Source organism: Alphaproteobacteria bacterium (assembly GCA_018662925.1).
Lineage (GTDB): Bacteria > Pseudomonadota > Alphaproteobacteria > 16-39-46 > JABJFC01 > JABJFC01.
Window position 1 is genome coordinate 1 of the sequence record JABJFC010000040.1, and the last position, 12,338, is coordinate 12,338.

Annotated in this window: 12 protein-coding genes; 8 read left to right on the forward strand and 4 right to left on the reverse strand. The window is 43.5% G+C overall.

Annotated features, from left to right (window positions below; all coding sequences use genetic code 11):
- Window positions 1–84: 84 nt before the first annotated feature.
- A complete protein-coding gene (locus HOL16_02515) occupies window positions 85–711 on the reverse strand; it encodes a dephospho-CoA kinase (GenBank protein ID MBT5389567.1) in 627 nt (208 codons plus the stop codon).
- A gap of 99 nt (window positions 712–810) precedes the next feature.
- Window positions 811–1,422: a septum formation protein Maf gene (gene maf / locus HOL16_02520; GenBank protein ID MBT5389568.1), complete on the reverse strand. Its 612-nt coding sequence runs from the start codon at window positions 1,420–1,422 to the stop codon at window positions 811–813.
- A 304-nt stretch (window positions 1,423–1,726) separates the two neighbouring features.
- Here maf and HOL16_02525 point away from each other — a divergent pair, with 304 nt between their 5' ends.
- The 7 genes from HOL16_02525 to HOL16_02555 all read left to right on the forward strand — a co-directional run bounded on the left by HOL16_02525 (window position 1,727) and on the right by HOL16_02555 (window position 7,697).
- Window positions 1,727–2,740, forward strand: coding sequence for a uroporphyrinogen decarboxylase (locus tag HOL16_02525; GenBank protein ID MBT5389569.1), 1,014 nt, complete (start codon window positions 1,727–1,729; stop codon window positions 2,738–2,740).
- A 52-nt stretch (window positions 2,741–2,792) separates the two neighbouring features.
- On the forward strand, window positions 2,793–3,248 hold the full coding sequence (locus HOL16_02530) for a TIGR00701 family protein (GenBank protein ID MBT5389570.1): 456 nt from the start codon (window positions 2,793–2,795) through the stop codon (window positions 3,246–3,248).
- A gap of 203 nt (window positions 3,249–3,451) precedes the next feature.
- Window positions 3,452–3,814, forward strand: a complete 363-nt coding sequence (locus HOL16_02535; protein ID MBT5389571.1) for a hypothetical protein — start codon at window positions 3,452–3,454, stop codon at window positions 3,812–3,814.
- Window positions 3,815–4,071: 257 nt separating this feature from the next.
- Window positions 4,072–5,328: a transcription termination factor Rho gene (gene rho / locus HOL16_02540; GenBank protein ID MBT5389572.1), complete on the forward strand. Its 1,257-nt coding sequence runs from the start codon at window positions 4,072–4,074 to the stop codon at window positions 5,326–5,328.
- Window positions 5,329–5,360: 32 nt separating this feature from the next.
- The gene (rsmG, locus tag HOL16_02545) at window positions 5,361–5,993 is read left to right on the forward strand and encodes a 16S rRNA (guanine(527)-N(7))-methyltransferase RsmG (GenBank protein MBT5389573.1); all 633 of its coding nucleotides are present in this window, start codon (window positions 5,361–5,363) and stop codon (window positions 5,991–5,993) included.
- Between the two features lie 11 nt (window positions 5,994–6,004).
- Complete coding sequence (locus HOL16_02550; GenBank protein MBT5389574.1) at window positions 6,005–6,799, forward strand: ParA family protein; 795 nt, start codon at window positions 6,005–6,007, stop codon at window positions 6,797–6,799.
- Complete coding sequence (locus tag HOL16_02555) at window positions 6,789–7,697, forward strand: ParB/RepB/Spo0J family partition protein (protein ID MBT5389575.1); 909 nt, start codon at window positions 6,789–6,791, stop codon at window positions 7,695–7,697. The genes HOL16_02550 and HOL16_02555 overlap by 11 nt, the downstream gene beginning before the upstream one ends.
- Before the next feature lie 139 nt (window positions 7,698–7,836).
- On the opposite strand, the gene HOL16_02560 is transcribed toward HOL16_02555, so the two are convergent.
- Both HOL16_02560 and HOL16_02565 read right to left on the reverse strand, forming a co-directional pair.
- Complete coding sequence (locus HOL16_02560; protein MBT5389576.1) at window positions 7,837–9,609, reverse strand: ABC transporter substrate-binding protein; 1,773 nt, start codon at window positions 9,607–9,609, stop codon at window positions 7,837–7,839.
- Complete coding sequence (locus HOL16_02565; protein MBT5389577.1) at window positions 9,603–10,556, reverse strand: hypothetical protein; 954 nt, start codon at window positions 10,554–10,556, stop codon at window positions 9,603–9,605. The genes HOL16_02560 and HOL16_02565 overlap by 7 nt, the downstream gene beginning before the upstream one ends.
- Before the next feature lie 232 nt (window positions 10,557–10,788).
- Here HOL16_02565 and HOL16_02570 point away from each other — a divergent pair, with 232 nt between their 5' ends.
- Window positions 10,789–12,222, forward strand: a complete 1,434-nt coding sequence (locus HOL16_02570) for a hypothetical protein (protein ID MBT5389578.1) — start codon at window positions 10,789–10,791, stop codon at window positions 12,220–12,222.
- Window positions 12,223–12,338: the final 116 nt, after the last annotated feature.

Sequence of the window (12,338 nt, forward strand, 5' to 3'; positions counted from 1 at the left end):
AAACAGGGGAAAATTGCGCGTGAAGACCAGAAAAACAGTTAAAATTGTGCCTTATGGATTGATCAGTGCAAAAAAATATCATTCTTATCCTTGCATCCTCCGTGAAACTTCCGCACTTTCATAATTTTGCAATTTGCTCTTTATAATGTTTTTTAACTGACGAACGGTCTCCCGTCGAGAGATTCCTGTATTAATGATGAAGTCTGCGGCCTCTCTCTTCTTTCTGTCGCTCATTTGACGAGACAAGATGGCGTTCATTTTTGCCAAAGTCATCCCCGGCCGTCTCAGAACGCGCGCCACTTGGACAAAACGAGGAGCTTGGACCAACATTGTGTGGGTGCACAAAAAGTCACTGTGGGTTTCAAACAAGAGAGGAATGTCTAAAGCAACCATTCTCTCCCCTCTTCGCTGGCTGGATTCTATAAAACGAACGCCCTCACGCTCGACCAGCGGATGTACTATTTTTTCCAAGGCCTCGAGGGCCTTTTCATTTTGGAATACGATTTGCCCCAGTTTTTTTCTATCAATCTTTTCCCCTATTGAGGCGCCTGGAAATTCATTTGCCACCGCAGGAACGGCTTCACCTCCAACACCCAAAAATGTGTGAACAACAGAGTCCGCCTCCCAAACAGGGATTTTCCACAGCTTCAAAAGGGAGGCAACTGTAGACTTTCCCATACCGATGGACCCTGTTAAGCCAACGACGATCATTCTCTGTTTCCAGTGCTTGTTCTCATTCGCCTAAGAGTATACTCGCCTGACGCGCCATGGCGAGAAAAAACAGCCTGCCCCACCTCTCTTGCGCTAGATCTACGCCGGAAGAAGCCCTCGCTCGCGCAAAAAGGGGAGCAAAGGAAGAAGCGGCAAGCCCAAAACACTAAAATAGTCGCCTCGTATTTGGGAAAAAAGCTGAATCCCAAGATTCTCCAGCTGATACAAGTGGCTTCCTCCCTCTATACTGCGGCTTACTTTCTCCACATAGTAGGCGATAAACGCCTCGCTCAGGGGGCGCATGGTCATTCGGACTGTATCGATACACGACCAAACCTCCCGGCCATTTTCAACACAACTGATTGCGGTAATAAGGGCATGCTCCTTTCCTGAGAGACGTCTCAGCATGTCATTCGCCTCTTGAACGCTGGAGACCTTGCCCAACCAGTGGTCCTCGCAAACAAAAAGCTGATCAGCCCCAAGCGTCAGCCGATCAGGAAACTTGGTGCTTACAGACTTCGCCTTTTGTTCGGCTAATCTATGGGCTGCGTCTTCAGAAGAACAAGCGTCACCCTTAAGGCGCGCCCTAAGAACAACCTCATCAACCTCGTGATCTGCGGCTTCGTACGGCACGCCTGCTTTTGTCAAAAGCCTCTTGCGTGTTGCGCTCTGAGAGGCAAGAATGAGGGGAAGAACTGTTTGTTCAATCATGGCTTGTGGAAAACCCTCTTTGTAAATGTGGAAGACTGTCCATAATGTCTTATTTGCATATTTTATCCCCGCTATTCATAAGTTATCGTACGTCCTATTAACATGTTAGCAATGTTTTCAACACCTCTGGAAAAGTAACGAGGGCTTTTGTTTCTTTAATGCCAGCTTCGTCTGAAAAAAAAACCTCGAGTTAGTAACTTTGTGGAAAAAATTTTATCCCCGTTATCCTTTTCCCCTAAAACTACTACTACTTTTCTATAAATAATATTATAAGAATATATTGTTAGTCTGAAAGGTCGCCCATATGAAACCACTCTTAAACGTACTTGCAGGAAATGTTTTGGATATTCCCCCCATTTGGCTTATGAGGCAAACGGGAAGATATCTTCCGGAGTATCAAAAAATTAAGGCTCAAGTAAAGAATTTTATGTCTTTATGTCTGTCTTCAAGCCTTGCTGCTGATGTGACGCTTCTTCCTATAAACCGCTTTAAATTGGATGCCGCCATTCTGTTTTCTGATATTTTGATGGTTCCATATGCCCTCGGCCAGAATGTTCAGATTGAACCTAACGTTGGCCCTCAATTAGGCGCCTTTCCAGGGCAACTATTTGAAATTAAACAAGAAATACAAGTGTTTCATGAAAGACTTGCTCCCGTTTATGAGACAATAAAGCAAGTTAAAGATAGGCTGCCAGCGGACGTTGCGCTGATTGGCTTTGCTGGGGCTCCCTGGACGGTCGCGACCTATATGGTGGAGCAGGGCCCCTCAAAAGATTTTTCTGGAGTCAAAGCGGCCGCCTTTGCAAACCCTCAGAAGTTTCAGCAATTCTTAATGAATTTGGCCGAGTACACACTTTCATATCTTGAAGCACAGGTGAATAGTGGAGCGGAGGTCATCCAGTTGTTTGACAGTTGGGCAGGGGCTGTACCTGCGGACTTTTATGAAGATTGGGTCATAAAGCCAACGGCCAAAATAGTCTCGGGGCTGAAGGAGCGTTTTCCAGATCTTCCCATTATAGGGTTTCCAAAGGGGTCGGGCATTTTATACGAGGCCTATTTTTATGGGACAGGGGTGACCGCCTTGAGCCTTGATTCGTCTGTTCCCTTGTCCTGGGCTCTCCAAACATTTTCCTGCCCTCTACAGGGCAATTTAGATCCCGCCTTGGCTCTTGTTGGAGGGGATGTTATGAAAAGTGAAGTCCAAAAGATATTGAAGGCCTTTGCCGGAAAACCTTTTATTTTTAATCTAGGACATGGGGTGAACAAGGAAACACCTCCGGAAAACATTCAGGGCCTCGTAGACCTAGTTCGATCCTGAATCTCGACGAACCGATTGTTTTTTAAGAATAAAAAAGGAGAAGTCAACGAAAATGGATGCTTTTGAATTTTTAGTACCTTATTTTTTTTGGATTAAGGCTCTTCATATTATTCTCGTTATTTTTTGGATGGCGGCGCTCTTTTACTTCCCCCGATTGCTCGTCTATCACGTTGAGGAGATAGGCAATCCGGAAATTGTAAAGCTTTTGAGCAAGATGGCGGCGCGACTGCTAAGCTTTATCTTAACGCCGGCGACCATAGGGGCTGTTTTTTTTGGTGTAATTCTTATGCTTATTCCGGGGGTTCTGGCGCCACCGTCTGGGTGGTTCCATTTAAAGCTGGTGCTTGTTCTCGCCCTGTTGTTCTCGCAAGGTTATTTTGTACGCTCCCACAAGCAGCTCCTGAGGGGTGAGGTTCCCTTTAATTCAAAGACGATTCGTCTTTTGAATGAGATTCCTCCAGTTTTGACCATCTTCATTGTTCTCCTGGCGGTGCTGAAGTTTTTTTAATCTTTTTCGCAGGAGAGAAAAAGACCAGAGCACCTGGGCGGTCGCATTGATGGTTTGATGTCGGAGGGTTGGCTAGTTGTGCGTTTTGACAGGGGCTGTGTGTTGTTTTGGTTTGACATTTTTATTCTTCAGCGTTAAGCGTGAACTAATGGATGTATCGCATGCATCTAAGAGTGAGAAGGCATAGGAAGGAATTAAAGAAAATGAAACGACTATTTTTAGCTACCCTCGTGATGGTGGCTGTTTGTGATTTTGCGTGTGGTGCTCCTGCGCCCCATAGAGATGAGGCAGACAGTTCGCAGAGGAGAGCTCCAGCTTCGGCCTACCAGTTTGAGCCCAGTCAAGACTATCAGGAGTGGAGGAGAAACTGTCGCAGAGAGAGCTTTATAAATGACTCGGAGTCTGTGCAGGAGGTTTGCCGTGATGTAGGAGAGTTTAAGAAGTGGTTGAGTATCTGCAAGGGAGACCCTTCTAATGATGCTCCCAATATAGGGCAAAAGTGTGCTCAATTGGCAGTCTGGACACCCTTCTCTGCCCACGAACGAGGCACCATTTTTAATCGTTGATTTAAGTGTTACCCCCTGGCGCGCGCGTTCATCTGTTGCCCTTCTAAATGTGAAAAGGATCTGATTGGTCCGGTGGGGCGTGGCTTTTGATCGCGGGGCTACGGTGCTTACGCTGTTGGGGTGATGGTTCTCGCAAACTTTTTTCTTGATTTCCCTTTTGTTTATGATATAGAGTTTAAATTAAGAGCTCAAGCTCTCCATTCTGGAAGAAACAAATCCCAAAAACGTATATATTTTTATCCAAACAGTTGGAACATATGAAACTTAAAGAACTAAAGAAAATGACGCCGCCTGACCTTTTGGCTTTTGCTGAGAAGTTGGAGGTCGAGAACGCAAGCACCATGCGAACCCAAGACATTATGTACGCCATCCTTAAGCATCAGGCTGGTAATGGCGTGCCAATCTTTGGGGAAGGCGTCCTCGAAATTATGCAAGATGGCTTTGGTTTCCTTCGTTCTCCCGAATCAAATTACTTGCCTGGGCCAGATGATATTTATGTGTCTCCCAGTCAGGTTAGAAAGTTTGCTCTACGCACCGGCGACACAGTGGACGGGGAAATTCGTTCGCCGCGAGAGGGTGAGCGATATTTTGCCTTACTAAAAGTCGATAGTATAAATTTTGATAAACCAGAAAAACTCAAAAATCGAATTAACTTTGACAATCTCACCCCCCTGTATCCAGAAGATGCCATCAAGTTAGAAATTGACGAGGCAAAGGTAAAAGATAAAACGCTTCGTGTTGTTGATCTTATTTCGCCGTTAGGAAAGGGGCAGCGGGGTCTCATTGTGGCGCCACCGAGGACAGGAAAAACGGTGATGCTGCAAAACATAGCTCATGCTATAACGGCAAATCACCCCGAAGCCTACCTCATCGTTCTTCTTATCGATGAAAGGCCAGAAGAGGTTACAGATATGGCGCGATCCGTAAAGGGGGAGGTTGTTAGCTCAACTTTTGATGAGCCCGCTTCACGCCACGTTCAGGTTTCTGAGATGGTGATTGCCAAAGCCAAGCGTTTAGTAGAGCAAAAGAAAGATGTGGTCATTCTTCTGGACTCCATTACGAGACTGGCCCGAGCCTATAACACAATTGTACCGTCTTCAGGAAAAGTCCTAACAGGTGGTGTTGATGCGAACGCGCTGCAAAAACCCAAAAGATTTTTTGGCGCCGCGCGAAATATAGAAGAAGGAGGTTCGCTCACAATCCTTGCAACCGCATTGGTTGAAACAGGATCTAGAATGGATGAGGTTATTTTTGAAGAGTTCAAGGGAACAGGAAACTCAGAAATAATTCTTGATAGGAAAATATCTGACAAGAGGGTCTTCCCTGCAATTGATATCACAAAATCAGGAACGAGAAAGGAAGAGCTCCTTGTGGACAAGTCAGTTCTCTCCAAGATGTGGGTTCTTCGTCGCATTCTCAATCCAATGGGACCTCTAGAGGCGATGGAGTTTTTATTAGATAAGCTACGCGGCTCTAAAACCAATGAAGAGTTTTTTGACTCCATGAATAACTAAGGGCTAACGCTGTACTTTTTGGAGTGTTTCACGTGAAACAATATGGAATTCCAAAAAACGACATGTTTAAAAATGTTTTACGTGAAACAATGTCCATGCTTGAGAAGTTTGTACAGCGGCTTTCCTTTTGGCAGGAGAAGGTCAACCTAATCAGCCGGGGCAATCCTGGAGAGGTATGGGATAGGCATGTTTTGGATTCTCTTCAGCTTATGTCATGCGTACCTGAAAATACTAAAGTTCTTACGGACTTGGGAAGTGGGGCAGGATTTCCTGGCTTGATTCTCTCTATAGTGAGCGATGGGAGGTTCCAGGTTAAGCTGGTTGAGTCCAGGAATAAAAAATGTATGTTTCTGCAAGAGGTTATAAGGGAACTTAATCTGAATGCAGAGGTTAACTGCGCGCGAATAGAAAAAATAACTCCCTGGCGGACTGACGTCATTACATCAAGAGCGCTCGCAAGATTGCCTAAGTTGCTATCATATAGTTGTAGGTTTATAGGCCCAGAAACCAAGTTAATATTTCATAAGGGAAAAAGCGTTGACGAAGAAATTCTTGAGGCACAGAAAGAGTTTTCTTTTGAAGTTGAGAAAATAAAAAGTTGTACGAGTGAAGAGGGGTGGATTCTTGTCATAACCAATGCTAAAAGAAAAATGTTTAGTAAATAAGGGCGCGGTCTATGTCGAAGATAATATCCATTGCAAATCAGAAAGGTGGCGTTGGCAAAACAACGACTTCTATTAATTTAGCAACTGGTTTGGCCGCGACGTGCAAAAATGTTCTGCTGGTTGATTTGGATCCTCAGGGAAATGCAACAACTGGATTAGGAATTCGCATCCCAGCAACCTCTCCAGGCGTATATGAGGCGCTTCTATCTGGTGCTCCGTTTTCTCAGGTCGTCACTCCAACTGAAATTCCACGCCTTGATATTTTGCCATCTACTCAGGATTTGGCTGGAGCTGAAATAGAGTTGGTTTCTGCGAGTGCTAGAGAGTTTTTTCTTAACAAGCTGTTAAGCAAGGTTTCATCTCACTATGATTACATATTTATAGACTGTCCCCCCTCTCTTGGCCTGCTTACTCTAAATGCACTTGTGGCATCAGATGCAGTTTTAATTCCACTGCAGTGCGAATTTTTTGCTCTTCAAGGCTTAAGTCAGCTTTTGGAAACAATCAATAGGGTTCAAAAAAAATTGAATAAGTCTTTGTCACTAGAGGGAATTGTTCTGACTATGTTTGACAGGAGAAATTCATTGAGTCGCCAAGTAATGCTAGATGTTAAAGCACATCTTGGTGAATATGTTTACAATACTGTTATACCGAGGAATGTGAGGGTGGCAGAAGCCCCGTCCCATGGAAAACCATTGCTATTATATGATACGAGGTGCTCTGGTTCCGAGGCCTATATGAAATTAGCGAAGGAGTTTCTTGCTAAAAAATCCATTTTGAAAGAGGAGATTAGACATGCCAGCTGAGGGATCAAAAAAACAAGGTTTGGGAAGGGGGCTTTCGTCACTCTTTGGAGGTGAAGCCACAGAAGTAAAGACCACAACTCAAAGCCTGACAACAGGATCAGTAAGTGTTTCCCTTCTTGTTCCCGCCAAGGGCCAACCTAGAAAGTATTTTGATGAAGCTGCTTTATATTCTCTAGCTCAATCTATCAAGTCTAGCGGCTTGATACAGCCTATCATTGTGCAGCCGATGAAAAAGGGAATTCACGAAATTATTGCTGGGGAACGACGTTGGAGGGCGGCTCAAATAGCTGGATTGAAAGAGGTTCCAGTTGTTGAGAGGGTCAGTAAAGATTCTGATTTCCTTCGGCTGGCGCTGATAGAAAATATTCAGCGAGAAGATCTTAATCCAATGGAAGAAGCTGAGGGGTATCAGAGGCTTGTTGCTGAGCATGGATACACACAAGAAAAACTATCTGAGATCATTGGTAAGAGCAGGAGCCATATTGCAAACACATTACGCCTTAACAATCTTTCGGACCTTTTGAAGAAGTATCTCAGGGAGGAAAAATTATCAGCAGGCCATGCGCGTTCTCTTCTAAATGCCGCTTCTCCCGAGGCGCTGGCAGAGAGAGTCATTAGTCAAAACTTGAACGTCCGTCAGACAGAACGCTTGGTGCATCTTGAGGGGAAAGATTCTCAAAAAACACGAAGGGTAAGAACGAAAGGAACTGGGGCTCTACTTAATGATCCTGAGGATTTTGGAAATGATCTTACTCTCCTAGAAGATCAAGTAAGCTCTATTCTAAAGCTCAAAACTGCGATTAAATTTAAGAGCGATGGCGGTGTGCTTGAGGTAAGTTTTAAAACTTTTGATGAGCTAGACGACTTACTGAGGAAGTTTAATACGATTCAGACCTAGAACTGGAAGGGGTTCTATTTTAAAAGTAATATCATCAATGATCTATAAGGTTAGAATGTTTCTCCTGACCTTTATCAACCCACCAAGTCATGAAGCCGGTGAAATGTTCAGTAGTATTTTTAGGGCGTCCATATTTATTTCAACAGGCCAACCTAGCATTATCGATATACCAGAGAGGGATCACGTAGTGTTTCCAGAGAAGGACTCTGTCCAAGGCTCGAGCGACAGCTAGCAATTCGTCATACTCCGTGGTGTTCACAAGGTTATCAATAAGTTTGTCAACGACGGGATCTTTAATGCCTGCGTAATTATGAGAACCTGGGATATCAGCTGATTTAGAGCCAAACATATTTGATCTTTCTCTACCCGGAATCCCGTGTAGGGAAAAGCCTGAGTTCAGCAGAATATCAAAGTCAAAATTCTTTATTCTTTCATTAATTTGGGCTGAATCAGCTGTTCTTAGCTTCACATCAATACCGATTTGTTTAAGATTTCTTACAAAGGAGAGTCCAACTTTCTCAAAAGCCTGTCCATCATAAAGTATTTCAATGGTCATTCTTATTCCTGTTTTTTCTTGAATCAGTTTATTATTTTTCAGGATCCAACCAGCTTCCTTTAATATTCTCAATGCGATTCTTACATTTTCTCTTATGTTACCAGAGCCATCTGTCTGAGGGAGCACAAAGGGGGAAGTAAAGAGTTTCTCTGGAAGTAGATCTTTAAACTTGTTTAGGATTTTTAATTCTTTTCCACTTGGGGCTCCACTTGACGCAAAGGAAGTGCCATTGAAGTAGCTATTAGTTCTTTTGTAGGAGTTGTAAAAGAAATTTTTGTTCATCCATTGAAAATCTAGAAGATATCCCAACGCTCTTCTGACCTTAAGATTTTTAAAAGGCTCTCTTCTTGTATTATAAGAACATGCTACGATACCGGGCGGCATGACGTTGGGTATTTCTAAAAGAAGAACGTCTCCATTTTTGACGGCAGAAAAATTGTATTCAGTTGCCCAAAAATTTGCTCTGTTTTCGTGCCGACAGTCAACTTTCCCGGCCTTGAACGCGTGAAAGTCCATGGTTGGAGATCGAAAGTAATCATATCTAATTTTGTTAAAATTATAGAGCCCCTTTAGCGCCGGTACTTCTTGCCCCCACCAATTTTTAATTCTTTCGTACGTTATTGATAGCCCGGGATCTAGCTTTATAATCTTATATGGACCAGCACCTAAGGGGGGAAGCAAAGTTGTTTTTTCAATGTTACGGGTCTCGTAATCCTTCTTTGACAAAATGATAAGATGCGTCCCAATCCTGAAAGCAAATTCTTTGTCTTCTTCTTCAAAAAATGTAAATTTTACCGTGTGGGATCCACTTTTCTCAACTGCTTGCACTTTTTTGAGGGCTGTTCTAAATCCTGGAGCATGATTCCTTTTCAGTAACTCAACCGTAAAAATCACGTCTTCGGGTGTAATAGGAGTCCCATCGTGAAATGTAGCATTTTTTCTTAGTTTAAAGGCTACCCATTTATTGTCAGAGGATAGCTGCACACTTTCAGCGATATAGCCGTATAGTGTATATTGCTCGTCATAAGATTTAGTGAGAAGCGTTGCTCCAGTTAGATATACTCCTGCAGCAAGCAATCCTTTTACGGTGTATGGATTAAGATTATCAAAGCTATAGTGAGGGGTTCCTCCTATGGTGCCGGGAACGGACAGAACCAAAGAACCTCCTTTAGGAGCATCAGGATTTACGTAATCAAAGTGCTTAGCTTCAGGGCCGTATTTTGGTGTCCCAAACAAAGAAATTCCATGAACTTCTTTCGACGCTTCAGGGGGCAGAGCGTAAGCTGTTGATAGGTTTAGTGTCGTGAGGAATAAAATATATATAAAGTAACGAACAGAAAAAGGGGTCCCTAACACAGCAACCGCTCCAAACTTTTTATGGTCTGCGGAGGAGAGTGAGATGTAGATTTTGCAGATTGCTCAAGCCTATTTATTGTTTCAATTGCCGCCGTTAACTGTGGTGTGGTCCAGGACTTGATATAGTATGGGAAGGATCTTTTTTGATTCAAGCGCAATGGTGGTGTGAGAGTTCTTAAAGCTTGATCAATCGAGTCTCCCTTAGAGACTTGGGAGTGGGCTTGAATGAGTCGCATTAGAGAGGCAGATAGGACGCGTAAGACGGGAATAGAGTCACTATTGCCTGTGGGTAATGCGTCATAGGCTTTATAAAATTGTTTAATATTCTTTTTAAGGTAGGCATCAATAAGATCTTCATAGGTGGATTCATTGGTTGGGAAAAGCTCTTGGATAGAAAGAGGATTCTCAGATTTATAAAGAGAAAGCTTTTCTAACTCCATTCTCATCAAGAAAGGAGCTTGAATAAAGCGCTCCACTAAAAAGTTAGTGGCTTCTTGTGGCAAGTTTAGGTTAAAAGATTGTATCTTATCAATAACATAGGGGCGATCTAGTTCAAAACAGGTTAGGGCCCCAAGGAATGATTCTGACTCAAAAAGTTTGCGCAAGGATGAGGTTGCTCTTAAATAGGAGGACTCCAGGAGCACAAGTTGGCCCTCTGGAATTTTAGACAAAGGGTCCGATAGGGTTTTGGTGAGGGAGTCCGTAGCTCCTTTGATCAGGATGGGCACTTGGTTAGAAAAAAGACTTGGCATAGATAGTTTGGTGATAAAGCCTTCTGGGTCCGACTTTACATGTGCCGCGGGTATTTCTTCGGCACAGGGCTCTGTGGAGGAAAAAGAAAGATACTCTTTGATGTAAAAGGCGACAATTTCTGGATCACTCCCATGGAACAGAATCGATTTAACCAGCTTTGGATTACGTTTAAGGCCCAGAAATGAAAGTCGCATGAGTGTCTCTATCGCTGTGTATTATGTTCACTCTCTAAGTCTTAGGAAAATCTCACTGAAAATTCAACCAGAAGTGCTCCTTGAGGTCCTTTTAAATTTGTCACAGATGAGATGGCGTGAATAACTGCTTGATAAATAGAGATATGCTTTTCTCGCTATGTCTTTATTCTGCTCCTCGATCTGACTTTTCTAAGATAGGGTTGATTTCGGGTACAACAGATTGAGAGTGATGATGCTGAACTTTAAAGGGTCTACAATTCTTTTCATCATTTTTGTCTTGGTCGGATGTTCCAACAATTCGAGTCGGGAACGCTTACAAAAGTATATGAATGAACAAGAACAGGATTTGGCATCCCTAGGGATGGGAGGGGAGGAAATTTCTGTGGTCAAAGGAGGTGTGTTTGAGGAAAAGATCTCTAAAGAAAAGACAGTTCCTCCTGAGGATAAACTCCCAACAACCCTTGTGTCCATAGGATTAGATGGAGAAGTGCCCTTAAAGGATGCTCTTATTGGATTGTCTGAGGCGGCAGGGGTAGACATTGAAATCTGTCCGGAGGCTGTGGAAAAAGTCACTTTCTTTGCAACACAGCGCCCCTTTCGCAATGTTCTGTCGAGTCTTTGTTCGTTAGGGCATTTGCGGTACAGCTTTTCTGGAGAGATCCTTAAAATAGTTCCAGATAAACCCTATGTTCTTACGTATTCTGTACCATTCTTATCCGTCGCAAGGGAGGAAGAAAATCATCTCTCCGTTGCGACAGATGTTTTCGCCTCATTTGATGGCGGGGGCAAAAAAATGGATAATGGATCTCATAGCATTCTGAACAGCAAAGTACGCATCGATTTTTGGGAAGAGATCTCCAATGTTCTGGTGAAACTTGTAAATGATTATGCTGGCAGTGGAAAAGTTGGGGGGAACAGCGGCAATACTGATAAGGGGACGGCGGAATCCAACTTCACGCTCCACCGACAAGCAGGTTTGATTACTGTGTCGGGGTCGAGCCTCCAACATGAAATGGTAGCAGATTATTTAAATAAATTAGAAAGAACGATTTCGACTCAGGTTCTCATTGAGGCGAAGGTTATCGAAGTGTGTCTTCATGATCAGTTTAAAAGCGGGATAAATTGGAAAACACTTACATCTGGAGACCTTAAAGTAGCAGTGCCCCTGGTTGGATCTTTAGATGTACGAAATGCCTCAGATATGAGCAGGCGAAATTTTGGCCCTAAAAACATGGTAACAGTGGGGGTTGATGGAAAGAGTGTTTCAGCTCTTCTGCAGTTTATAAAGACCTTTGGCGAGTTGCGCACTCTTTCCAATCCTCGGATGACGGTTCTAAATAATCAGCCGGCGGTTCTCAAAGTGGCAGAGAACAAGATTTTCTTTCGGATTAAATACGATCGGCATTATTTGCCAAGGTCTCATGACAAAAAAGAACAATCTGATTGGACGACTGTCCAGAGTGAGGTTCAAACAATTCCTGTCGGTTTTGTCATGACGGTGCAACCGTCAATAGATATTGAAAAGCAAACGGTTATTTTGACGTTACGGCCGACAGTTACCCGCGTGACTTCTTTCCAGGAAGATCCAGCAGTTTCGATAGTGTCCAATAATAGCGTTACGTCGGTAATCCCCGTTGTTGAAATTGGGCGCCTCTATCAAGCATGATTTTGTCACAACCAGCAATTGAAGTCGCATAATTTTGAGCAAGAGGAAGGGATAAGGGGTGTTTTTCTCGCTTTAGTGCCTCTATTAGCCCCTATTTCTTAGATTTTGGGCATGCT

What these genes read in the sequence shown, in the direction of transcription:
- HOL16_02515 (MBT5389567.1), bottom strand. Translation starts at nt 711, where the DNA reads ATGATCGTCGTTGGCTTAACAGGGTCCATCGGTATGGGAAAGTCTACA.
- maf (MBT5389568.1), bottom strand. Translation starts at nt 1,422, where the DNA reads ATGATTGAACAAACAGTTCTTCCCCTCATTCTTGCCTCTCAGAGCGCA.
- HOL16_02525 (MBT5389569.1), top strand. Translation starts at nt 1,727, where the DNA reads ATGAAACCACTCTTAAACGTACTTGCAGGAAATGTTTTGGATATTCCC.
- HOL16_02530 (MBT5389570.1), top strand. Translation starts at nt 2,793, where the DNA reads ATGGATGCTTTTGAATTTTTAGTACCTTATTTTTTTTGGATTAAGGCT.
- HOL16_02535 (MBT5389571.1), top strand. Translation starts at nt 3,452, where the DNA reads ATGAAACGACTATTTTTAGCTACCCTCGTGATGGTGGCTGTTTGTGAT.
- rho (MBT5389572.1), top strand. Translation starts at nt 4,072, where the DNA reads ATGAAACTTAAAGAACTAAAGAAAATGACGCCGCCTGACCTTTTGGCT.
- HOL16_02550 (MBT5389574.1), top strand. Translation starts at nt 6,005, where the DNA reads ATGTCGAAGATAATATCCATTGCAAATCAGAAAGGTGGCGTTGGCAAA.
- HOL16_02555 (MBT5389575.1), top strand. Translation starts at nt 6,789, where the DNA reads ATGCCAGCTGAGGGATCAAAAAAACAAGGTTTGGGAAGGGGGCTTTCG.
- HOL16_02565 (MBT5389577.1), bottom strand. Translation starts at nt 10,556, where the DNA reads ATGCGACTTTCATTTCTGGGCCTTAAACGTAATCCAAAGCTGGTTAAA.
- HOL16_02570 (MBT5389578.1), top strand. Translation starts at nt 10,789, where the DNA reads ATGCTGAACTTTAAAGGGTCTACAATTCTTTTCATCATTTTTGTCTTG.